Origin of the sequence: Roseobacter litoralis Och 149, from assembly GCF_000154785.2 — a bacterium.
Lineage (GTDB): Bacteria > Pseudomonadota > Alphaproteobacteria > Rhodobacterales > Rhodobacteraceae > Roseobacter > Roseobacter litoralis.
Genome location: NC_015730.1, coordinates 739,029 through 763,492 on the forward strand (window position 1 = coordinate 739,029; position 24,464 = coordinate 763,492).

Annotated in this window: 17 protein-coding genes; 9 read left to right on the forward strand and 8 right to left on the reverse strand. The window is 54.2% G+C overall.

Annotated elements, in window-relative coordinates; genetic code table 11:
- Positions 1-26: 26 nt before the first annotated feature.
- From RLO149_RS03450 to RLO149_RS03475, 6 genes are all read right to left on the reverse strand, one after another.
- Entirely contained in the window at positions 27-2,309 is a 2,283-nt protein-coding gene (locus RLO149_RS03450) for a mechanosensitive ion channel family protein (protein WP_013960668.1), read from the reverse strand.
- 186 nt (positions 2,310-2,495) lie between these two features.
- Positions 2,496-3,260 (reverse strand): SdiA-regulated/phytase-like domain-containing protein, encoded by a 765-nt coding sequence (locus tag RLO149_RS03455; RefSeq protein ID WP_013960669.1) that lies wholly within the window; start codon positions 3,258-3,260, stop codon positions 2,496-2,498.
- 174 nt (positions 3,261-3,434) lie between these two features.
- Positions 3,435-4,760, reverse strand: coding sequence for an ABC1 kinase family protein (locus RLO149_RS03460; RefSeq protein ID WP_013960670.1), 1,326 nt, complete (start codon positions 4,758-4,760; stop codon positions 3,435-3,437).
- A 248-nt stretch (positions 4,761-5,008) separates the two neighbouring features.
- Entirely contained in the window at positions 5,009-6,325 is a 1,317-nt protein-coding gene (locus tag RLO149_RS03465; protein ID WP_245538116.1) for an HlyD family type I secretion periplasmic adaptor subunit, read from the reverse strand.
- Position 6,326: 1 nt separating this feature from the next.
- A complete protein-coding gene (locus tag RLO149_RS03470) occupies positions 6,327-8,417 on the reverse strand; it encodes a peptidase domain-containing ABC transporter (RefSeq protein ID WP_013960672.1) in 2,091 nt (696 codons plus the stop codon).
- Complete coding sequence (locus tag RLO149_RS03475; RefSeq protein ID WP_013960673.1) at positions 8,417-10,144, reverse strand: ABC transporter transmembrane domain-containing protein; 1,728 nt, start codon at positions 10,142-10,144, stop codon at positions 8,417-8,419. Before RLO149_RS03475 ends, RLO149_RS03470 begins: the two co-directional genes overlap by 1 nt.
- A gap of 174 nt (positions 10,145-10,318) precedes the next feature.
- Here RLO149_RS03475 and RLO149_RS03480 point away from each other — a divergent pair, with 174 nt between their 5' ends.
- The 9 genes from RLO149_RS03480 (at position 10,319) to RLO149_RS03520 (ending at position 22,271) form a co-directional block, all read left to right on the forward strand.
- On the forward strand, positions 10,319-12,892 hold the full coding sequence (locus RLO149_RS03480; RefSeq protein WP_013960674.1) for a PA14 domain-containing protein: 2,574 nt from the start codon (positions 10,319-10,321) through the stop codon (positions 12,890-12,892).
- 328 nt (positions 12,893-13,220) lie between these two features.
- Entirely contained in the window at positions 13,221-14,225 is a 1,005-nt protein-coding gene (locus RLO149_RS03485) for a LacI family DNA-binding transcriptional regulator (RefSeq protein WP_013960675.1), read from the forward strand.
- Between the two features lie 97 nt (positions 14,226-14,322).
- Positions 14,323-15,411 (forward strand): ABC transporter ATP-binding protein, encoded by a 1,089-nt coding sequence (locus RLO149_RS03490; protein ID WP_013960676.1) that lies wholly within the window; start codon positions 14,323-14,325, stop codon positions 15,409-15,411.
- A gap of 29 nt (positions 15,412-15,440) precedes the next feature.
- Positions 15,441-16,769: an extracellular solute-binding protein gene (locus tag RLO149_RS03495; RefSeq protein ID WP_013960677.1), complete on the forward strand. Its 1,329-nt coding sequence runs from the start codon at positions 15,441-15,443 to the stop codon at positions 16,767-16,769.
- Positions 16,770-16,845: 76 nt separating this feature from the next.
- On the forward strand, positions 16,846-17,760 hold the full coding sequence (locus tag RLO149_RS03500; protein ID WP_013960678.1) for a carbohydrate ABC transporter permease: 915 nt from the start codon (positions 16,846-16,848) through the stop codon (positions 17,758-17,760).
- Positions 17,760-18,695, forward strand: a complete 936-nt coding sequence (locus tag RLO149_RS03505; protein ID WP_013960679.1) for a carbohydrate ABC transporter permease — start codon at positions 17,760-17,762, stop codon at positions 18,693-18,695. The genes RLO149_RS03500 and RLO149_RS03505 overlap by 1 nt, the downstream gene beginning before the upstream one ends.
- Positions 18,695-19,456, forward strand: coding sequence for a cytochrome b561 domain-containing protein (locus RLO149_RS03510; protein WP_245538118.1), 762 nt, complete (start codon positions 18,695-18,697; stop codon positions 19,454-19,456). The genes RLO149_RS03505 and RLO149_RS03510 overlap by 1 nt, the downstream gene beginning before the upstream one ends.
- Entirely contained in the window at positions 19,416-20,348 is a 933-nt protein-coding gene (locus RLO149_RS03515) for an SMP-30/gluconolactonase/LRE family protein (protein ID WP_044025188.1), read from the forward strand. The genes RLO149_RS03510 and RLO149_RS03515 overlap by 41 nt, the downstream gene beginning before the upstream one ends.
- Before the next feature lie 174 nt (positions 20,349-20,522).
- Complete coding sequence (locus RLO149_RS03520) at positions 20,523-22,271, forward strand: sugar phosphorylase (RefSeq protein WP_013960682.1); 1,749 nt, start codon at positions 20,523-20,525, stop codon at positions 22,269-22,271.
- A 9-nt stretch (positions 22,272-22,280) separates the two neighbouring features.
- Here RLO149_RS03520 and RLO149_RS03525 read toward each other — a convergent pair whose 3' ends face one another.
- Together RLO149_RS03525 and RLO149_RS03530 are read right to left on the reverse strand one after the other, a co-directional pair.
- A complete protein-coding gene (locus RLO149_RS03525; RefSeq protein ID WP_013960683.1) occupies positions 22,281-23,501 on the reverse strand; it encodes a glycosyltransferase family protein in 1,221 nt (406 codons plus the stop codon).
- 5 nt (positions 23,502-23,506) lie between these two features.
- A complete protein-coding gene (locus tag RLO149_RS03530; RefSeq protein WP_044025519.1) occupies positions 23,507-24,298 on the reverse strand; it encodes an HAD-IIB family hydrolase in 792 nt (263 codons plus the stop codon).
- Positions 24,299-24,464: the final 166 nt, after the last annotated feature.

The following is a 24,464-nucleotide window of genomic DNA, read 5'->3' on the forward strand; positions in this document are numbered from 1 at the left end:
GACGGTCTGGAAACGCCAGACGCGGGCTATTTCTTGGCCGCAGCGGCCTCTGCTGCTTCCTGCTCTATCTGTGCCTGCACTGCACCGCTTGCTGCTGCTTCGACGGTGGTGCGTTGCACATCACTCAGGTCGTCATGATCCTCCAGGCCGGGCATCGCGACGCGAACTTCCCGACGGGCAAATTCGATGCCGTTTGCTTCGAACTCTTTGCGGACACGGTTGTAGATTTCTTTGCGGATGGTGAATTGCGTGCCGGGTTTGGCCATGAACTTACCACGCATGACAATGCCCACATCGTCGAACTGAAACACGCCCTGGCTTTTGAAGGGCTCAAGAAAATCATCCTTGAATAGCGGGTCTTCCAGCATTTCCGCACCGATTTTCTTGAAGATCTTTTTGACCTTGTTGGGGTCGGTGTCAAAGGGCACCGTAAACATCAGCTTCATGATCACCCAGTCGCGGCTGAAATTGGTGACCTTTTCCACGCTGCCATAGGGGATCGTATGCACATTGCCGCGGTGGTGACGCAATTGCATGGAGCGTATGGAGATCTTTTCGACCGCGCCCATCGTGCCACCAACGTCGACGTATTCTCCGACCCGGAATGCATCATCAATCAAAAAGAAAATGCCTGATACGATATCGGTGACGAGTTTCTGCGCCCCGAAACCAATGGCCAGACCAAGTATCCCCGCCCCGGCAAGCAGTGGCGTAATGTCGATGCCAAGCGTGCCCACGGCAAGCAAACCAAAGACGACGCCAATGGCGATTTGTGAGGCCATCAGGATCAGCGGCAAAACGGTGGCAAGGCGCGAACCGCCCGCTCCGCCGCCTTCACCGGCTTCCTGATCCGACGTCAGGCTGGAGGATTGTTCACGTGTAAGGCGGCGGTTGATCCACAGCGACATCAGCTCGAACACGATGTAACCGACCGCACAAGTGACCAGAAACTCAATCAGATTGCCGATGAATTGCTCACCTGCACTGGTCGCGCCCACGTTGGACAGATCGATTTCCCAAGCGCCGGCAATGATGAGGACAATCATGCCAAAAGCGAGCACGCGCCCGATGCGGATCAGGCTTCGTTTGTTGGATTTGTACGCCTGCTCTGCGACGGGACCTTCACCGATCATCGGAGGTTGCAGGTGGCGCACCAGACCGCGGATGATGGTATCAATAATCGGGGCCATGAGCAGCCAGAACATCGTGGTGTAATGCGGTGCTTTCAGCAGCAACGCGATATTGCCAAAGCCCGCAACAATCGTCGACAGCGCCCAGGTAAAGACGGACACAACGACCGCAAATACCGGATAGTACTGCGCGACCTGCTCATCATATCTGGTGCGGTCAGGGTCATTGCCCCGCATCATTTCGACAAGACCATCGCGGGCCGTCCATGCGATGACGATGATATAGACGTGCAGCGCAAATGTGAGCCAGAAACCGAGGCGGGTCTCGCCGATGGGCACGCCGAATTGGGCGTTAAAACCGATGATGAACATCGTGAAACCGCCCAGCAAACCCAATCCGATCAGGTTCCGGTGCAGGTATTTCGCCCAGTGATCACTCACGCTGACGAGACGGTACTGCGGCTCATACGGGGCAAGCGCAAAGCGCGACAACGCCGCAATCAGCCTTGGCACCAGCACCAAGAGGCGCACCGCCGGAGCAAGGATGGCAATCTGCTGTGGGGTCAGGAAAGACGCGCCAACGATGCGGATAACGATGTAGAAAACGGCAAGACCCAGAATTTCCCGCCCGAACCGTTTGGCCAGAAAGAACAGTGTATCACGCAGTGACCCTGTCTCTTGGACGATTGCTTTTTTGGTACGCCGCTCCAGCGTCTTGGTAACCAGGAGTTCTGCCGCATAGCCTACAGCCAGGATGCCAATCAAAAGCCCGAACAAAACCGCAAGGCCACTCGCGCCGAAACTCGTTGCGAAATTGCCGAAAGCTTCGAACTGGCGCACAAACAGGATCGGAACGCGCTGAACAGCCTCAACGATGGGTGTGTAGAACGCTTCCCATGTGCGTGTCGCAGCTAGCGCGAGTGATTGAATTTCAGCTGTTTCTTCGGCGTTTCCCGTTGCGACGGCATCGAGCCTGTCCAGCAGCATGACCCGCACCTGATCGTCCGACATGCGCGCAACCATTTCGCGGATGGCCTCGGACGACAGCGGATCGGGCATCTGTGTCGTGTCAGGTTGGCTCGTTACTGTTTGCGCGTGAACTCCGGGTCCGGGCGCAACAATTGCAGCGAAAATCAATGAAAAAAAGATGACTAGAGGCAGCGCGAAACGAGTTAGCATGCATATTTCCTGAGGCTATTACCTTCGCCTTAAGCATCATGTCGTTTTTTTGCAACCAATAAGTGCGAGCAATTGTCGCGCATCCTATCGCCACAAAGCGCCTGAACGCTTTGGCGGGCGACGTGCCGATCATCGCTTAACGTGCAATCACTTGCGTGTCTGTCGTGTTTCTGGATGAGGAGGGGATCACATCAATGCGCAATCGGCACCCGGCGGCAAAGGTGCGGCACCTTCTGGCAGCGTCGGCGAATATTCGAAACTTGCAATGCTTGTGCCGCTGTCAAAAGCGATGAACAGCTGGTTCGATCCGGGTCGTATGGCGATGCCTTCCGGGTCCATGCCGTATTCCAGAAGCGAGGCGGTCGCCAGCAACTGGCCGTCGGCGTCAAATTCATACAGGCTGTTCGTCCCTTCCATGTCATCTACGATCAACAAATGCCCGCTGCGCGGATCGCGCGCGATCCCTTGCGCTTCGCTTAGAGGTTGGGTCAATGTCATCGTGTCGATCCGGCGGATAATTTCGCCCGACGGGGACATCCAGGTCAGATATTCAGGGTCGTCTTCGACCATGATCAAGGTGCCATCTGCATCAACGGCCAACCCTTCTGTATCGGCCCATTGCGATGAAATCCGAAATGGATCAGCAAGCGCGACCCCGTTTTTCGTTATGCGCTGAAAGCTTCCGGCTCCGTCTGCGACGAGTAAATTCTCCCCTTCGATGGTGATCGCCTTGATCCGGGAAAGTCCTGAAGAAATGCGGCGCAGTTCCAGCCCATCCAGCGTCAAAAGAATGGCTTCGGGGCCTTCGTTTGCAATCCAAAGCCCACAAAAGGCCGGATCGTAATCAAGGCTGGAGGGATAATTCAGATCAAACTGGCCTGTCAATTTCAAGTCCAGTGCAGACGCCGGACCTGCAAGCGTCATGCAAACCAAGGTGATGAGACGATACATTGTGGTACCTCCGTTTAACGGTGAGTGACTTCTTTGAGACCTTTCAATGACGACGGCGCGCGTGCCGGTTTTTTACACACTGCCACAATACTTGACGCGAGTATCGGTTTTTCCATCAAGGGCTGCACCGGGATACCCCGTTACAGTTTGTACTGCGTCGGGATGCTGTTCCGGTCATGCAAGGTAGGCATCCCAAAGCGTTGACAGATCAACCTTTGCCTCCAAACGCCCGCAGAGAAGAAACACCCCGCCGAGTTTTCTCTGCAACAGCAGAACATCGATCGGTAAGGGTGGCGGTACGAAACCCTCTTGGGCCAGCGCCATGCCTTCTGTTTGCATCTGTTGGGATAAATCTGTTGCGGCAAACTCGAATTCTGTGCTGTCGCGCAGCACGCCAAAAGCAAGTCGGATCATTTTTACAATCCGGTTTTTGTGTGTCTCAGGCGTCTCTGCCACAAAGAACCCGATGTCTTGCGCCGTTTGCGCGATCGCGCCTTTGTCGTCGCTCAGCCCCGCGCGCATCAACGCGCGGTATTGACGTACTATGACCGGATCGAGTGCGCGCGTTGCGCCAAAATCAAGCAAGACTATCTGCCCGGTTTCAGGTTGATACAGATAGTTTGCAAAGTTTGGGTCAGTTTGCATCAGGCCAAATTCGAAAAGCTCTTTCAAAGTCAGCTCTATAAGATTTCTCGCGATCCGGTTGCGCGTGTCCTGCGGCGCATTCTGTGCGCTTTCGATTGGTTCCCCGTCGACATAGCTCATCGCAAGAATGCCGGGCGTCGTCCAGTCGCGGTAAAGTTCGGGGACAATGAACGCCGGATTGTCGTGCAATAACGTGCTAAAGCGCGCGAGTTGCGCGCCTTCCAGAACGTAATCGGTTTCGTCATGCAATTGTTTGCGCGCTTCTTCAAGATATGGCGCGAGCTCAAACCCTTTCGGCAAGAGACCCGACATCCGCATCAGAACGCCGACGTTTGCAACATCGCTGTCAATGCTCTTTGCAACACCGGGGTATTGCACTTTGATCGCCAGATCACGCCCGTCTTTCAACTGCGCACGGTGCACTTGCCCGATGGAAGCTGCGGCGATGGGGCGGACATCAAACTTCTTGTACTTTTGAAGCCAGTCGTCGGGCCAATTGGCGTTGAGCACCTGCTTGAGTTGCGCGGGCGGCATGAAATGCGCGTCATCTCTGAGCCGGGCCATGATCTGGGCAAGTTCAGGGGGCAAGACATCACCAGTGTCCATAGACATCAACTGCCCAATCTTCATCGCGGCCCCGCGCATCTTGGCCAGTTGATCGGCCACGCGCGTGATGTTCTGCGGGGTAAGCAACAGGTCTCGCATGGACGGGCGCTGCCCTTGGCCAAGTTGCGCCAGACCGTTCACGGCCATGTTGCCCGCCACCCCGGCGGTCATTGAACTGAGGCGGCTCAGTCGGGCGATGCGGCCTGATGGAACGGCCAAAGCGCGCGGGTCGTCAGTTTTGTCACTCATGGACGACAGGTAGCGGGCGTGGTCAGTGCGGCAATGGCTGTTCGCGCTTCACTGTGCGGAAAAGCGAAACTCGGGGCCAATCAGGTGTTGGCACATTTGACTAATTGAGGCTCGGCCGCGTGTTCCTGCGGGCGGGATTTGGATGGCAAGACCGTCTTTGCCCGTTGGTGAAATTCGATGCTTGTTTGGACGGACATTTTGTTCACCACGTCGCAAGAACGCAAAAGCTGATGCAACCGGGATATAAGTTACCTCTCCCCGAAGGCATTTTCCAGCGAGCGGCTAATTGGCTTGAGCAAGTAAGCCAGTACCGTTCTTTCGTCGGTTACGATCTCTGCAGTTGTCGTCATCCCTGATTGCAGGTCCCTTTGCCAAACACCTTCGCCTATCGACGCGTTGTTCAGTGCGACAGTGGCACGAAAGTGTTCTTGGCCAGTATCGACATCCATAACCGAATTGGGTGAGATGCTAATGATTTCGCCTTCTACTTGCCCGTAACGTCTTGGATCGAATGTGTCGAACTTAAGGGCAACCGGATCGCCGGTTGAAATATGTCCGATATCCGATGGATTCACTTCGATTTCTGCAACAAGGCTTTGCTGGGTCGGAAGGAGTTCAAAAAGGACGTCGCCGACGTTCACGATCTCACCTGGATTTGGAAATCCGATCGCATGTAAAACGCCGTTTGCGGGCGCGCGCAATTTTAATTTATCGCGTTGTTGTGCAATGACTCTGGCCCGATTATCCGCTGCCTCACGCTGCAATTCTAGTTCAAATAACTTCTCAGTGTATTTTTCCTCCAGAGACAAACGGTTTTGCGCTGTCGAGGATTGTGCCAGACTGACCTCTTTTTGCAGTTGAGAAAGGCGCACATCCACATCCACAAGACGTGCTTGTAATTGGTCCAGGCGGTCTTTTTGTGCATCAAGGTCGCGAGAGGTAGTTAAACCTTTACTGAATAGATCTTCATCTGTTTCAACGGATATCGTTTTGGCGATGACGCGCTTTTCGGCAAGCTCACGTGCACGTTCCAATGTTTCGAGCGTTTCTTGAAGCCGTATCGTCAACTCCTCCTGTGCGCGTTGCTTGCTAGCGAAGAGTCTCAGTTGCGTTTCAGCAAACTCCAATTCGGGATTTGAAAATGAAACCGAGGTCGGGGTGTCTGATGCAACGCCCGCCAGAATAGCCCGAAAATTCCTCGCTTTTGTGTCAATTGCAGCAAGCTCTTGATGTATGTCTTGTTCATATTGGTCCAGAGTAGCGGAAGATAGCTCCGCTAAGACTTGCCCGTTTTCTATTTCTTGGCCTTCATGAACGTAAACTGAAACGACTGTGCCGCTTTCTGGTGCTTGAATCTGGTGGTATCTCCCCGTGGGAACAAGAGCACCACTTGCGCGCGTCAATTCAGGAACGACGGTTGATGCGGCCATCCACAACGACCCGCCAAGAAACCCGACAAGCGTCATAATGAAGAGGCTGGCCAGTTTTGGCCCACGCCTTGCTGCACGCGCGTCGGATTTTGCAAACACACCCTTTTTGCCTTGCATCAACTTGGTTCTGGTCATGTCAACTTGCTCCTGTTCGGTTTAGCAAAGCGTTGAATTTCTTCAGGCCTGCGCTGCCGCGGTCATCGGCTACGACCCTACCGTTTTGCAAATAAAGATAATGGTCGGCCACGCGTGCGATATCTGCGTCCTGAGTTGCAACGATGAACGTGCGAGAGCCCTTCAAATCTGCCAAGGTTCGAAGCAAGGCATCGCGATGTTGGGTGTCAAGTCCTGCAAGCGGTTCGTTAAGCATGCAAATCGACCCGCCTCTGGCAATTGCTCTTGATATACCAAGGGCACGCTGAGTTGATAGCGGCAGCGTGCTGCGAAAAGACTCTGATAGCCTCGTATCCAAGCCATCGGGATAGCTGTCGATTTCATCTGACAGATCCATTTGCCTGAGCGCTTCATGGACGTCATCGCGGCTTAAAGACGGGGCAGCCAGCTTGAAGTTCTGGTAAATTGTGCCGTAAAATAGCTCTGGCTGCGACAGGCAATAGCTGATTGAGCGGCGAAGATCGTCAACTGCGATTTGCCTTAATTCAAGGCCGTCAATCTGGATCAAACCTATGCTGGGTTGGTAAAATCCTTGCAGCAGGTTTAACAAAGTTGTCTTCCCGCTGTTACTGGTGCCGCCCAATACAACAAACTCGTTGGCTTCGATATCGATTGAAACTTGTGAAAGCACGGGTGCGCTCGCTGAATCGTAGCGATGCGTAACCCCAGAAACGGAAATCTGGCCTTTGAGCGTTTTTTGGTGGTTTTGCGCCACGCCGCGCACCATTTCTTCAGGTAAGTTCAAGACACGGTCACTTTGTGCTTTGCTGTTCCGGAAAGACACTATTTGAGCAGAGTTCGCATAGAGAGCCTGTAAGGGCGTCAGCACTTTCCACACTAGAGACAAAACCGCAATCAAGGCACCAAACGACATATTGCCTTGCATAGCGCTCAGCGTACCGAAGGTTATTGCGCCCAAGCCAGCGATGGCCATCAGGCTTTGACCCAGGTTCTGTGTGACCAATTGGAGTTGGGAAGCCCGACGCGTTGCACGCGCCGCTTTTCTGCTCAGCGCGTCGCTTTGTTTGCTCCAATAGTCAATCAGGCCAAGGCGCTGGATCGCTCGTTGATTTTGCGCGGTTTCAAATACGAAACTTTGCAAGGCCGCTTTGTGTTCTGCGGCACGGGCGTTCAGGGATGTTTGCATAGGAAGCGTAATGCACGCAATCACGGCGAACACGACGATCAGGGCCAGAATCAATAGGGCGATCTGCGGCGACAATACATACAAAACAGCCAAAAAAATCAGAGTGAAGGGTAAGTCGAGCACTGCTACGAGGATCTGACCCGTAAAAATATCCCGAAGGCTTTCAAATTGCCTAAACCTTGCAAGTTGTTGTTCAACGCTGGTTTTTTGAATTTGTGATACGGGTAAGGCGAGTATTTTGCGAAATAGAGCCAAGCCAAGACCGAGTTCTGTTTCGCGTCCCATATGAGCTATGGCCCGAGACCTGATGAGGCGAAAGCCCGCGTCCGTTGCCAATAAAATAAATGCAGCCAAAGCGAGGGATGTAATCAGATCAACTGAACCTGAAGGGATAACACGGTCGTAGATGACCATAATCAACAAGGGTGTCGCGAGGCTTGCCAGATTGGACATGAACGAAGAAATGACCAGCCATGGCAATAGATTTTTAAAGGTTCCGGTGATCTGACCAAAGCTGTACTGATTTGTGGGTATTCGTTCGCTTTTGAAACGCTCCAAACGCACCAGACGTCCTGCCACACCGCTTGCTTTGACCCAGTGCGGGTCACTTTCTTCCAATCGACAGATGAGGAGATTTCCTGAACTGGCCTCAAGTATCGCTTGCATACGGTCTTGATTGTCAACGAATAACGCTGGGCAATCGTCGGCTTGGATCTCGCTTAGTTTGCAACGTTGCGAGGATGTCGGAACGCCAAGGTTCTCAAATGTGCTCACCATGTCGAAAGGTGTCAGTTGATCTGACATATGCGGTACGGCTTCGAACAACCGATTTGGACTGCTGTGCCATCCTGCTGCTGACATGAGTTGGTTCAGCAGGTTGAAGCTGGGAGAGATTGCTTTTTCCATCAAGCGCTCCGTTCTTGAAACGGTCCGGTCATAAACTGCCTCGCTGCCTGAATATCGGCATGATTGTCCTCATCCCATTCATTTATGTTTTCGGTCGTCGCATGGTTGAAATCCAGAGACGCCTCTGCGTACTCCAACAGTTTTTGATCCGTACTCGAAATTATCAGCGTTGTATGTTGGTGGGTGTCTTCAATGAACGACAGGAACCCATCACGCGTTACTTTATCCATCGTTGCTGTAACGTCGTCCAAAATCAGTATTTTTGGTTCCAGCGCCATTACTCTGACAATAGATATACCTAACAAAGCCGCTTGATTGTTTATCAGCGCCGGACAGTCCTGCATCAGCGTATTGTACCCGAGCGGTAGGCGGTGCAGTACTTTGTCGATGCCCAAACGCTCTGAATACTCCAAGGCCTTCGTGATCGTTGCACCGTCGCCAAAAGCAGAGATATTATCAAGGACCGTACCAGCAAAAACAACCGGTTGCTGGTCTGCATAACCAATTCCTTTGTTGCCTCTTGCATGGAACATTTCATGCGCAGGCCGACCGTCAATGAGTACTCGCCCCTCTGACGGTATGATCTCACCCAATACGAGCTTCATAAGCGTCGATTTGCCCGAGCCCGTTTTTCCCAGCAAGGCCAGATTTTGATTGGGTAGGATTTCAGTGTTCACACCGCGGAAAAGATATTCATCCCGTGCTGGGTGTCTCATCGCGACGTTTTCAAAGCGAATTCCACCCTCAAGCGATGTTTGCTGCCCAGTTGCGACCTGACGGGATGGTAGTGCGAATGTTTCGTCAAGCTTTGAGCGTGACGAGGACAGATTTTCCGCCTGAACCCAAAGATTTAGCGTTTTTAACATCGGCTGTACGGTGCGCCCGTTCAGAAGCATGCAGGCCGCAAGCTCAGCGATGCCCAAGCTGCCGCTAATGATCAGGTAACCTCCAAACAAACCCATTGCTGCAACCGCCATTTGGGAGAACAATGCGCCAAACGATTGTGAAAAGCCGGAAAATTTGATGACCCGTTGGCTGATGTCGACTGTCTGATCCTGAAGCAGTTCATATCGCCGCTTAATCTGCGCCTCCATCGCGTTTGCCTTAAGCGTTTTGATTTGTGACATTACTTCAACGAGGAAGGAGTATCTTCTGTCGTCAAGCTTCTTGCGCTCTTCAAATACCGATGACTGAGCACGTTTAAGCGCGGTTTTGAACACCATCAACAGTGCAATGCTGACCAACGGAACAAGCACAAGCCAGCCGCCGATCAAGCCGATCATGACGACAAAAAGCGCGGCAAAAGGCAGGTCGATCGCCAGAATGCGACCCTGACCTGAGTAATAAGACCTCAGTTGCGATATCGCACCAAAATGATCCAGATGTACGGCTGGGGTTACTTTGGTGAACGCTTCTGGTTCAGCATTAAGCGTGGATTGAGTGAAACGGGTTGTCAGCGTCTGATCGAAAGCCTCGCCGAGGTTACTCAGCAAGACGATGCGCGCCCATTTCAAAGAAAATTCCAGTATTGCTACCAAGCACATCCCAAAAAACAGAACAAATAGCGTTTCGGTTGCTTGAAATGGAATAACCCGGTCAAAGATCTGTAGCACAACCAAGGGCAACGCGAGAGCAAGCAGGTTCAAAGCCATTGTCGCCGATAGGACGGCTGTTCCCAGTCTTGGTCGCATCTGCTGCGTTGTAGTTATCTTTTCTTTTCCGGTCATACGAACTCACCCTTTTCGAAGTCACTTGGTAAAGCCCGTGCGTTTACGAACTGCTTAAGGTCTCACATTAGACGCCAGAAAAATCGGTTAAATTTGAACAGTATTGGAACAGCACGTTAAGGAAATTTTTGCGTTTTTACCGAATTTTGGTCCGATCCAACCGGGGGAAATGCCATGGCTGAAAACGAGTTCGAAGAAGAGGTCGCAACCGCGCCACAAACAGATGCGGAAGACCTCAAAAAGAAGATCGCTGAACAGTCGCTGAAATCGGCAGAGCAGGTGCAGGATGATCCGGCGCGCAGCTCACTGCATTATGGCAAAGATGAAGAGCCTGAACAGGCATCCGAAGGGTCGCTCGACGGTGCCGGGACCTTCATTGCTGACCCAGAGGCCGCGGATAACACAGATGCGTCTGAGAATGAACCGGAAACTGAAACCACGTCCGCTGCAGAGGCAAATTCAACCGGGCAAGACGCTGGTACAATATCGCAGACCGGGGGATTTCAGACGAACTCGGAGGCTGCGCCTCGTTCAGGGGGCGGCCGTTCTGCGGCCGATGATACAAAACTGGATTTGACGCAGATGGAGCCTGCTGCCAAGCAAGCCCCGGTGTCCGATCAAGAAGAGCAGGTGGCCCCGGACACGAACCATCGTCAGGCCGCACCCGACGATGAAACAAACGCAGAAAATTCTCAAAACAGCGGTGTTGAGAATTCGGCGCCTACAGCGGTCCAACTGTCGAATGGGGCAATCGCCGAAAATGTTGATGGGGCAGTTCTGGGCCGGTTAAGCTTCAGCGATCTAGATGCACAGGACACGCATGAGTTCTCTGTTTCGGATGACCGGTTCGAAATTCTTGACGGTGTCGTCAAACTTAAGGACGGAACAAGCCTTGACACGGATGACGCCACAAATCTGACGCTAGACATCACAGTAACGGACAGCGCCGGTAATGCCGTAACCGAACAGTTTTCCGTCGACGTTGTTGATATGCCAGAGGTTAACCTTGGCTCCGGTTTTCATGCAAAGTACTTCGACGTAGACCAGACCCTGCGCAAACTTGATGATATTGATTGGAACGCAGAGCCAACGCACCATGAACTCGTAGAACAGATTGACTACACAAATGGCAGGGGATCGTTTTGGGAGGGCGGTGCCACCGATACCTTCGGTGCGCAGATTACTGGAAACATAGAAGTTGAAGAAGGTGGCACCTTTGATTTTTTCATGGGCGGCGATGATGGCGTCGTTCTCTATGTGAATGGCATAGAGGTCATTGAGGACGATGGGTTACATTCTTACAGAACGCGGTCCGGCGAGGTTGAGCTGGAGCCCGGCACACATGTAATCGAGATTAGGTATTTTGAGAATTACGGCCATGCCGGTCTAAAGCTTGAGTGGGAAGGTCCGGGAATTGACGGACGAGAGCTGGTCACCACGCCGCCCATTGATGACCTGCAAACGGTGAATGGTATGCCTCTCCATGTACACGTGGATATTGAGCAAGGCGACGAAAATGCATCGCACACAATAGAAGGATTGCCGCCGGGCAGTATGGTTCAGCTTGGCGATCAACTCGTTGAGGTCGGCGAAACGGGGGCAGTCGATATTTCTGGCAGAGATGTTTCCGTCGTTCAAGTTACGCCACCAATTGACTTTGCCGGTGAGGTTTCTGCGGTAGTCAAAACGACTGTCACGCTTGAGGATGGTAATACTGCGACGAGCCAGACACCTCTGAACTTTGAAGTGAATACTATCGACATTCCTACGCCTGAGCTTGAAGTTCAAACCGGTTTCAAAGCCAGCTATTTCGACGTTGGTCACAGTCTGAGCGCCTTGGATCAAATTGATTGGTCAGGCACGCCGACGCATGAAGAAGTTGTTGGTGAAATAGACTACGAAAACGGATCAGGGTCGTTCTGGGAGGGCGGCGCCAAGGATACATTCGGCGCAAGAATTACCGGCGATGTCACCGTTGAAGAAGGCGGGGTGTACAACTTTTACCTCGGTGGCGACGATGGCGTCGTGCTCTTTGTAAATGGTGAAGAAGTGGTTGAAAATGACGGGCTGCACTCGTTTCGAACGCGAACGGGCGAGATTGAGCTTGAACCCGGCACGCATGAAATCGAAATCCGTTACTTTGAAAACCATGGCGTCGCAGGTCTGAAACTGGAATGGGACGGCCCCGGAACGGACGGGCGGGAACTGGTTCAGGCGGACAGTGATTTAATCGCAGATCAGAATGGCGCCATCGACATTCGTCTTGATACATCGGATTTTCTTTCTCACGGGCCTGCGACGCTTTCCGGGATACCCGCAGACACAATTCTTGTGAGTGGTGATATGACCGCTGTTGCTGATGGCAATGACATCGTACTCGAAGGGTGGAATCTCGATCTGATAGAAGTCATGCCACCGCCCGGTTTTGAGGGCGAAATTAACGTGGATGTCTCGGTTTCTTTTTTGGCAGTAAACGGTTCAGAAAACGAGGTCAGCACGTCGTTTCAAATCAACGTAGGCAGTGATGAAGTAGGTTCGCAAACGGATGACGCACAGCAAGACCTTGTTTTGCTTGAGCAAACGGGCGAAGGTGAAACCGCTTCCGGGGGTTGGGCTGATGTAGTGCACGACTATGGTCGTGACGGCAACTCTGAAAATGACGATATATTGGACGAAGCTGTCGCGCCTGGACAGGATGCTGAACAGACCTTTGAAGTTACAGAAACTTATGAGCGGCAGGATTGGTGAAAACCTGTTCCTGTGAACGATAAATGCCAAGTGTACAGTGATCGCGTTGATAGACAGATGGCGTGCAAATTAACTGCGAACATGCTGTCCAGTTCTTCCTCAGAGGTGGTCGACTGACCTATGCCTGACAATCCACGCACACCAGCAAAGCTGGTATCGCGTGAGAAAAGTGTCTTAGTGTTCTGGATCCCATTACCATTACCCAAAGTACGGCATGCTCCGACAGAGCTCCACTTGCACCATTATCCAACAGCGCGCAGTATAGACGCGGTGACACCAGAATGGATGAGCCTTGCCGAGATCGTCAAAACCAAGACCGCCCGTTACGATGCGGGACGTTGCGAGGGCAGCCGGCGTTTCTCGTATGACCGTGTCGCGCGCGTTGCGTGATAACAGCCCTGTGTCATCTGAAACACGTCAGCGCATTTTGCAGGTTGTGCGCGATATGAATTATGTGCCCGATCAAATGGCGGGCAGCTTGACCACGAAACGGTCTGGTTTCGTGGCTGTGTTGGTACCGTCGCTCAATAACTTGCATTTTGCCGAGACGGTGCAGGCTTTGACGGAAGAGCTTGAAAAAATTGGTCAGCAAATTTTGCTGGGCTATACCGATTACTCGGTGGAACGTGAAGAGAAGCTTGTCGAGAGCATGATGCGCCGCAGACCAGAAGCAATCGTTTTATCTTACGACGGTCACTCTGACAGGACCGTTCAGTTGCTCAGCGACTCTAATCTTCCTGTTATTGAATTGTGGGAACGACCAGAAAACCCGATTGGCCACACAATAGGGTTTTCCAACTGTGACGCGGCGGCCGAAATGACGCGTGCGCTGATCCAGCGAGGATACCGTAACATCGCGTTCTTAGGGGAAGCAGATGACGCCTGGACCCGCGGTGCCGCGCGGCGTCGGGGCTTTTCCGAGGCTATGCAATCCGCGGGACTGTCCGCGCACCGGATTCTGCAGCTGGGAAAACCGCCGCTTTCGATTCAGGATGGTGCAGTCGCGACGCCGGAACTGCTCAGTCGATATCCGGATGTGGATTGTATCTTTTGCGTCTCGGATGTTCCGGCTTTCGGGGTGCTGTCTGCGCTGTCCGGACTCCACAAATCAGTGCCGGATGATATTGGCGTTGCAGGTTTTGGCAATTTTGAGGTGTCCCGGTTCTCGAACCCTTCAATTACCACCGTAATTGTGGACCCAAGGCGCATAGGTCAGGCGACTGGGACCCTTTTATCTGAGCTTTTTTCCGAAACTGACACAGTAAACACGACCGCGAGAACGGTGGCCGTTAAAGCGGAGTTGAGCTTTCGTGGGAGCACAAAATCTCGCTGAAAGTCAAAGAAGAGACCTGAAATCTAGCAAAAACTACTTGTGTTACCGGTCACAATCAATACGGTGGCCTGCAAATGTGACATGGGATGCGGGCTGAATGCCGACAATTCACTTGGAAAATCTGATAAAACGATACGGTGACGTAGAGGTTTTGCATGGCATCGAACTTGAGATGGCCGACAATGAGTTCACGGTTCTTGTGGGTCCTTCAGGCTGCGGAAAATCCACGACTTTACGCATGATCGCAGGGCTTGAGGATGTGACAGAGGGTGAAATCTACGTAGATGGTCGGCCCGTCAGTCGGCTTGAGCCAAAAGACCGTGATCTGGCGATGGTGTTTCAGGACTACGCGCTTTATCCACACATGAACGTCGCCAAAAATATGTCCTTCGCTTTGCGCCTGCAAAAACGACCCAAAGCGGAAATTGACGAAAAGGTCCGCACCGTGGCGGCGACCCTCGGGTTGAGCGATTACCTCAACCGCAAACCGGGTGAGCTATCAGGTGGTCAACGCCAGCGGGTTGCCATGGGGCGTGCGCTGACGCGGGATGCCAGCACATTTCTTTTTGATGAACCGCTCTCAAACCTTGATGCCAAGCTGCGCGGTCAGATGCGGGCCGAACTGGCGCTAATGAGCCAGCGTGTTCAGAAGAACATGATTTACGTCACGCATGATCAGATCGAAGCGATGACATTGGCGGATCGGATTGTGGTGATGCATGGCGGGTACATCCAGCAGCAGGGCACCCCAGAAGAGCTGTTCAAGCACCCGGTCAATAAATTTGTGGCGGGTTTTCTGGGCATGCCGCCGATGAACTTTCTCAACGCAGAAATCGAACAACGGGAAAACAAGGTCTATGCCAAGGGCGACGGGTTCGATCTGTTGCTGGAGGGCGAGAGGGCGTCGGCTGCTCTGCAGAACAAAAGCAAGGATGTGATCATTGGCGTGCGGCCATCCGATCTGACCTATGCGCCGGATTGCGACAGGGAGCATGCGTTGGAATTGCATGTGATGGTGTCGGAATACGTAGGTGCGCAGTCTGTTTTGCTCTGCACCTGCGGTGGGGCAAAAATCATGGTTGAACTTGGCTCGGACACGCCTGTCGCACTGGGCCAGACGCTGACGTTTGCGGTCAATTCAGGAGGGATACATCTCTTTGACCGCCAGAGTGAGGTTGCTTTGTAGCGGCCTGAATTTTTTATGGGAGGACACAGATGTATACGACACTAAAACGGACAGGGATCAGCGTTTCCGCTGCGCTCTTCATGACGGGAGCGGTTTTCGCTAACCCTTATGCTGAATACGAGGGCACGACGCTGATCGTGAACTTTCCCGCACACCCGCATTACAACGCGGCCATGAAAATTCTGCCTGAGTTCACCGCAGAAACCGGGATTGAGGTTGAAGTTGATCAACTGCCCTACCTCAAGATGCGCGAACGTCAGACGTTGGAGCTTGCGCAGGACGAGGGGGAATACGACCTGATCTCCTACGTAGTGTTTTCAAAGGCTGATTATGTCTTCGCGGATCAACTTGAAAACCTGGCCAAGTACTTCATGGACCCTAAGCTGGCCGATCCAAACTACGATGCCGAAGACCTGATTGACGGCTATGTTCAAAACATCGGCGTTGCAGGTGGGGCCAAAGGTTATCTGCCGGGCCCGACGGGATCGCTTTTTGGTATCCCTTTCGGGTCGGAAACATCCGTGCTGGCCTATCGAAAGGACATCTTTGAAAAGCACGGGATCGCCAAGCCCGAGACCTATGACCAACTGCTTGATGCGGCGTGTAAAATACCCGAACTGGAACCCGGCATGGGCGGTATGGCATCGCGGGCCGCATCCGGACATCAGGCCAGTCATGCGTTTTTGCTGCACCTCGCGCCATTGGGCGGGCGCGTTTTTGACGATGCGTGGAACCCGATCATCAACAACGCAGCGGGCAAGCAAGCTGCCGAAGCGCTCAAGACCATCGTAGATTGTGGCCCCGAAGGATCGCTCAGCTTTGGACCATCCGAGGCGGCGGCGGCCTTTTCCAACGGTGAGGCCGCCATGTTCCTTGATTCAATCGCCTTCATGCCCGGGTTTGAAGACCCTGACCGCTCAAAGGTTGTGGGCAAAGTCGGCTATGCGATGCACCCCGAAGGCGTGCGCAGGGGCAGCCAGACAGGTGGCTTCGGAATTGCGATCCCAAAGAATGCCGAAAACAAGGAAGCCGCCTTTTTGCTGATGCAGTGGCTCACGTCCAAACAGGGGGACCTGAAGGTCGCGATGGCAGGCGGTAACCCTTCGCGGTTCTCCACCTACCAAGACCCCGGCCTGAACGAGAAATTCCCGTTCTCGGCCACGTTCGGCGAAGCTCTGAAATACGCGGACCCTGACTGGCGTCCGATCATCCCTGTGTGGGGTAAGATCAACGCGGATATCGGCACCACAATGTCCAAGGTTCTGACAGAGGGTCTCGATATTCAGGAAGCACTGGACGGTGTTGCAGAGCGGACGCGCGCCGTGATGGATGATGCAGGTTATTATACCTGGCAGTAACCTCCCAGCGTTCGGGGCGCGCGCTGTTTTGTGCGCCCCGAGCCTGTCCTGACTGAACCAGAAAAGAGTTGTTTTCATGCGCATCGCCATGGCCAACCGTTTGACGCCTTACATGTTCATGGCCCCCGCCGTGCTGATCATGGCAATGGCGTTGATGTATCCGCTGGGCTACATGATCTGGGGCAGTTTTCGCGAATGGAACCCCAGTCAGACAATCGGTGAGGCCGAATTCGTTGGCCTGAAAAACTACATTACCCTTTGGGGCGATCCGAATTTCCACGAAAGCCTTGTGGTCACGCTGAAGTTTGCGTTCTTCGTTGTGACATTGGAGATGCTGATTGGTGTGGGCCTTGCGTTGCTGCTTGATCGCAACATCCGCGGCATGTCCATTTTGCGCACATTGTTCATTCTGCCGATGATGATCGCGCCGGTGGTGGTGGGTCTGATGTGGCGCTACATGTATCACCCGACCATCGGCACCTTTAACGGCTTTCTCGACAAGCTGGGTCTGCCCCGGGTGGACTGGCTGGGCGAACATGCGCTGATGTCGATCATCATTGCCGATATCTGGCAGTGGACGCCCTTCATTTTCATCCTGTCACTGGCAGCGCTGCAGTCCTTGCCCCGCTCCGCGCTTGAAGCGGCGCGGATTGACGGTGCGACCGGCTGGCAGCAAATCTGGCATATCAAACTGCCGCTGATGATGCCCGTGCTGATCGTCACCGCGCTTTTGCGTCTGATTGATGCGTTCAAGGTGCTTGAGGTGATCCTTGTGATGACCGAAGGCGGGCCGGGTCTGTCCACGGAAATCCTTGCCTTGCGCATTTCCCGCACCGCGACGGAGTTTCGCGAACTTGGGGTCGCAGCGGCCATGTCGAACTATCTGCTCATTCTGCTGCTGTTTTTGACGCTGGGCATGTTTGTCTTCACCCGCTGGCAAGAGGCGCGCGCGGCCCGGCTGAACGCGATGGTTCAGGAGGAGGACAGCTGATGGCCGCCAGACAAGAACGTCAACCCGTCGGTTTTTACGCCATCATTGTGGCGCTGGTCTTTATGTCTGTGGGGCCGGTTCTGTTGATGCTGGTCAATTCGTTCAAGCTGGACGTGGACATCCTGTCGGGTGGCACGGGCTTGCTGTTTTTGCCCACGATCAAGAACTACGAAACAGCGCTCTGCGATGTCTTGTGGTATGAAATCGACCACCTTGATTTTTGCTCATTGAAATTCGGGGGCGCATTCATCAACTCGCTGATAATCGCGCTGATCTCGACCCTGCTGACCCTGATCATCGGCTGTATGGCGGCTTATGCCTTGGTGCGGTTCAGATTCATGGGCCGTGACACAGTGTCGATGAGCACGCTGATGGTGCGCATGGTACCGCCTGCGGTGCTGCTTGTGCCGGTTTTCGGACTGTGGAACAATGAATTCTGCCTTGATCGCGATGGGTTGATCGGCGGCATGATCCGCGACACCTTTGGCGGGCGCGGTGATGTTTGTCTGGCCGGGACGCATTCGGGGATCATCCTGATCTATGTCGCGATGAACCTGCCCTTTGTGATCTGGATCTTGCAGAGCTTTATCGTTCAGGTGCCGCGATCGTTGGAAGAAGCCGCGCGCGTGGACGGGGCCGGCCCGTTTCAGGTGTTCTTCAAGGTCGTGCTGCCGCTGATCAAACCGGGCCTAGCGGCGGCGGCCATTTTCACCTTTCGGATTGCATGGAACGAATACCTGCTGGCCTCGGCTCTGAGTGATCGCGACACCCGCACCGTACCCATTCTGATCGTGAACAACATGTCGGAATTCAATGTCGAATGGGGCGTGATCATGGCCACTGGCATGCTGCTTGCCATCCCACCGATCATCTTCACGCTCTTTGCGAGCCGTCAGATCATTACCGGCATGACGGCGGGCGCGGTCAAGGGATGATGTGGGACTGGCTGCTTGCGCCGATTGACCCGACACGGGTGCATGACGTCGGCTTTGCGGTTTCATGGCACGCGCGGACAATGGTCATTGCATGGGGCGTGATTGCCCCGCTGGCCATTCTGATCGCGCGGTTTTTCAAGATTTTACCGGGTCAGGACTGGCCGCGCGAGTTGGATGTACAGGTCTGGTGGCGGTGCCATCTGTTCGGGCAGTTGACGGTTGCCGCGCTTTCCGTCGTGGGGTTCGTTTTGCTCTACTGGGTCTCTTCTGACGGGCCTTTGTCGTGGCATGGGTGGCTGGGCTATGGCGTGCTTGCAGCCCTTTTTGTGCAGGTCACCCTCGGCTTTTTGCGCGGTGACAAGGGGGGGCCAACCATGCCGGGCGGCAACATGCGCGGGGATCACTATGATATGACCCGATGGCGTTTGATTTTTGAACATGTGCATAAATCCGTGGGCTATGCGGCGATCCTGTTGGCCTTGGTGACGATCATTTTCGGGCTGTGGCACGCGAATGCACCGAATTGGATGTGGGTGACCTTGGGGCTGTGGTGGAGCGGATTGCTATGTGCATTCGTCGTGTTGCAGCGCAAGGGGTTTGCCGTGGACACCTATCAGGCCATCTGGGGCGCGGACCCAGCGCATCCGGGCAACCAACGCGCGGCACCGGGGTGGGGCGTGCGCCGTATGAATATACCTGATGAACAGAAGGGAGAACGCGATGTTCGGGATGATCGACGGGACCGGCTTCAACGCAATTGACCCCAGCTTTAACGACTGCCTGATTGGACATGCGCGCGTGGATCGGTTGTGGACCGGCGCGCGCTGGTCCGAGGGGCCTGTGTGGATTGCGGCAGGGCGCTATCTGCTCTGGTCGGATATTCCCAACAATCGGATGTTGCGCTGGGATGACACCGATGGCAGCGTTTCGACCTTTCGCCAGCCTTCAAACAATTCCAACGGACACAGCGTGGACCGGCAAGGGCGCTTGGTTTCCTGCGAACATCTGTCCCGCCGGGTGACCCGCACCGAGCCTGATGGCTCCATCACCGTGATCGCCGACAGTTATCAGGGAAAGCGGCTGAATTCGCCGAATGACGTTGTTGTCAAATCCGATGGATCGATCTGGTTCACGGACCCGTCCTACGGCATCATGATGGATTACGAGGGGATGCGCGCCCCCAGTGAAATCGGGGCGTGCCACGTATACCGTGTCGATCACAATGGGGACATTCGGATCGTCGCCGATGATTATATCAAGCCGAACGGTCTGGCCTTTTCACCGGATGAGACGCAGCTTTACATCGCAGATACCGGTGGAACGCACATGCCTGATGGCCCCGCCCATATCCGCCGCCACAGTGTGGCAGCTGATGGCACGCTCAGCGGTGGTGACGTCTTTGCCACCTGTGACAGCGGTTTTTTCGACGGGTTCCGGCTGGACACGGACGGTCGGATCTGGACCTCCGCGGCGGATGGTGTGCACTGCCTGTCCACTGGCGGGGAGCTGCTCGGCAAAATCCTGATTCCGGAGTTTGTGGCAAATGTCTGTTTTGGCGGCGAAAAACTGAACCGGTTGTTCATTTGCGGCACCACGTCGCTTTATGCGGTGTATCTCAACGTGAATGGTGTCTCGCCCTATGGCTCTGCGTGATGGCTTGACCCGCTTGCGCGGATGAACCGACCCTCGCGGCATTCGACAAAGAAATGGTCAGCCGCGTAGCTCTGACTGTCCTTTGTGCCGGATTTGGTGGAATTTGCTGGGCAAACCGCGCTAAACAATGTTGGCTTGTGGCTGAACGTTCAAGACAACCGGACCTCTGAATAGATGAAAGCCAGTAAGACGACCTCCTTCAGCATGCGCCTCGCATCGCTCGTCCGTCAGATTTATCCAGACATTGACGCTGATATCCTCTCCAGCAAGATCGTTGAGGCGTTCTGGCCTGAAGGCGCCAAGCCGCGCAAGCGGGGGCGCTTGCCGGGCAACAATCTGTGGACTGAAAAAGACGCGCTGCTGATTACCTATGGCAACTCTATACTGGACGGGTCTCACAAGCCGCTTGATCTGCTTCATGATTTTCTGCTGCGCTACATGAAAGGCGTGGTGAATGGCGTGCACATCCTGCCATTTTTTCCATTTACGTCTGACGATGGCTTTGCGGTATCTGACTTTCGGGCGGTAAATCCGCAGCTAGGTGATTGGGCCGATATAAACCGGATCGGGGGTGCGTTTCACCTTATGTCCGATCTTGTGCTGAACCATGTGTCCAGCCAGGGGGCGTGGTTCAATGCCTACCGGCAGGGGCAGGTGCCCTATGATCGCTTCTTTTTCGAGGCGTCCCCCGATGATGATCTGTCGGCAGTGGTCCGGCCGCGCACCACACCCTTGCTGCAGAAAATCGAAACCGTGAACGGGCCGCGCCATGTCTGGTGTACCTTTAGCCACGACCAGATCGATCTGGATTTCCGCAACCCGGAGGTCTTGTTGGAGTTTCTGCGCATTATCCGACTGCATGTAGACAATGGTGTTCAGATCATCCGCCTCGATGCCGTCGCGTTTCTGTGGAAAGAGGTGGGTTCACCGTCGATCCATTTGCCGCAGACCCATGCGATTGTGCAGCTCATGCGCATGCTGTGCGACTACGCGGCGGAGACGATCATTCTGCTGACCGAAACCAACGTGCCCAAGGCCGAAAACCTCAGCTATTTCGGGAACCGTAATGAGGCGCATGCGATTTACAACTTTCCGCTGCCGCCACTGATCCTGCATGCCATGATGTCGGGGTCCGCCCGGTACCTGCGGCGCTGGCAAAGCGGGATGCCACCCGCGCAATTGGGCTGTGCCTATCTGAACTTCACGGCCAGCCACGATGGGATCGGAATGCGCCCGGCAGAAGGGCTTCTGCCGCCACAGGAACAGGCGCAGATGATCCAGACGGTCCGGGACATTGGCGGGCTCGTATCCATGCGCGCACTGCCGGACGGGGGTGAAGCGCCCTACGAGTTGAACACGACATTTATCGAGGCTACATCGCGTACCTTCAAGGGAGAGGATGACCGGCATTTTGACCGGTTTATCTGCTCTCAGACAATCGTGATGTCTCTCGAAGGGATCCCGGCTTTCTACATCCATTCCATGCTCGCGACATCCAATGATCATGGGCAGGTCGAAAGGCGGGGTATGAACCGGGCGATCAACCGGCATCGGTGGGATTATCCAAGCTTGCAGGCGCAACTGGCGGATCCTGAGACAATCCATGCAAAAGTTCTCGGTGCCCTGTCCGCGCGCTTGCGTCTGCGGGCGCGGCAATCCGCATTTCACCCCAATGCCACTCAGTTTACCATGTCTTTGGATGATCGGGTCTTTGGAGTATGGCGGCAAAGTCTGGACCGCTTTCAGTCGGTATTCGCCTTGCACAATGTGAGTGACGAGGTCGTAGACATTCCTGCCGCCTCAATGAACCTCATCGATGACGAAGACTGGGTGGATATTCTGAGCGGCGAAAAGATTGACGTTTTTGCTGACGCGATTACCCTTGCCCCTTATCAATGCCGCTGGATTACAAACAAAATCTAATCCGTCCGCTTACTGGTAGTCTGCTTCATCTGCCGCAGCTGCCGCACGCATGTCGCTCAAGAAGCGCGGGTCCGCTGAATGAACCCTGTTCCAGGTTGGGATGAACGGCGTTTCATGCGGGTTCTCGATGAAAACCTGACCTGCGCGCATGATGTTCTCGGCAAATAACTCAATCGCCGTTTCTTCCTCATGTCGGTCAATCGAGAGGCCATTCATTTTGGCGTCGTTGTAATACGCCTCCAGAACATCCAGAGCGCTGCGGTAATATGTTGCTTTGAGAGCACGGAACGTGTTGGCGGTAAAGACCGTGCCGTCGGCAGCCAGTTTTCGAAACACCGCCTTGCAAATATCCGTGGACATTCGGCTGAGGCCTGCGTCTGCATCCTCTGTGCTCAGCTCCTGATGCTTGTGGTCGTAAGCATCGGATATCTCGACCTGACACACGGCTTTCGGGGCAAGGTTGCGCCAAGCTTCGGATAACACGCCAATCTCCAACCCCCAGTCGGAGGGTATACGCAAATCTGGCAGGATCGCGGTGCGCATGGCAAATTCGCCCGACAATGGATAGCGGAAGCTGCGCAGGTAGTCGATGTAGTCCCTGTCACCGATCACGCGTTTCAAGGCGATCAGCAGCGGGCTGACCAACAGCCGCGTCACCCGGCCGTTCATCTTGTCGCCGCCAATGCGCGGGTAATAGCCCTTGGCGACCTGATAGGGGAAATTCGGATTGGCCACCGGATAGACAAGGCGGGACAGCATTTCGTTCTTATAGGTAAGAATATCGCAGTCATGGATGGCCATCACCGCGCTGTCCGCACAGGCGATCAGATAGCCAAGTGCGGACCAGACATTCTTGCCTTTGCCCTGTTCCGCCGGGGCAAGGCCCATTGCATCAAGGCGCGCGCCAAGTTCCAACATGCGCGGGCTGTCGTTCCAGATCACGATGTGGTTTTGGTTGAGGCCCTTGAAAAACTGCTTTGCATGGCGAAATTGCGCCTCATCCGCCTGATCGAGTCCAATGATGATGCGGTGCAGAAATGTGACTTGCGACAGTTCAGACAGAATATTGGGCATCGCATCGCCCTCAAGCTCGGAATAGAGGCAAGGCAGGATCAATGAGATTTTGCGCGTCTGAGCAAAAGTGACCAGTTCGTCATTCATCTCGGGAACTGACCGGGTGCGCAGGTTGTGAAGGGTCGTGATGTTTCCATTCTGGTGGAAATCGGCCATGTGGGTCAGTCCTTTTGTAAGTCGAGCTTTTCTAGCAAGCCGAGTATTGCCGCGTTCCACCCCGCAGGGCCAGTTTCCGGCGCGCGAATAATCCGGCCTTTTGCTTCCCCAACAAGTTTGGGAAGCGCGCGTCCATTCGGATTGGGGATCACAACGCCGAATTCCGCGGCTTCCAGCATTTCCACATCGTTTGGTGCGTCGCCAAGGGCTATCGTATGCTTCGGTGCGTACCGGGTGACGATAGCCGCCATCTGGTCAGATTTGTTTTTGCCATATGACAAGGTGAGAAACCGGCCGCCGTCTCGTGTGCTGATACCGAGTGCCTGTAGCGCATTTTTGAACTCAGAAAGCTCATTTTCGGTGCCATGCCACAGCCCGGGCTCGGAAAACGCGCGTTCCTTGGCCTGCGTGGCGGCCGTGGTGGACAGGCCGGTCACCTTTTCGACCTCGGCAGGTGTCAGATCGCCAAAGCCGGTGAAGTGGCGGCGCAATGCATTCGGTATTTGCGCCAAAGCAGACCTGATCTGATGATATTCATGCCCATCGGGCGCGCTTTGACCATGTGCAGGCAGCAACCCGGCTCCGTTTTCAATGATTGCGGGCCAGTCTGCGAGGTCCAGCGCCTCTCGCAGGGCATTGACCTCAGGCGCGGTTTTGCTGCTGGCCAAGATGACGCCTGCATGTATCCGCGAAAGCGCACAAAGTGCAGGCTGGGCAGGGGCCCACTGATACGTGTCGTGATCAATCAATGTGCCGTCCAGATCGGTGAAGACCAACAGATGCAGTGCGTTTTGCATGATACTTAGCATGCCGCAGCAACTGCGGAACAACAAGAAGGCGCTTGTTGGATTTCGTCGAAATGGCGACTGAAATTGATATTATTACCCCTCGTGAGTTGGAAGCGCTGTTTTTCTCATCATGCGGTGCGACCGAGCAATGTTGATCTCAACGCTCAAAACCAAG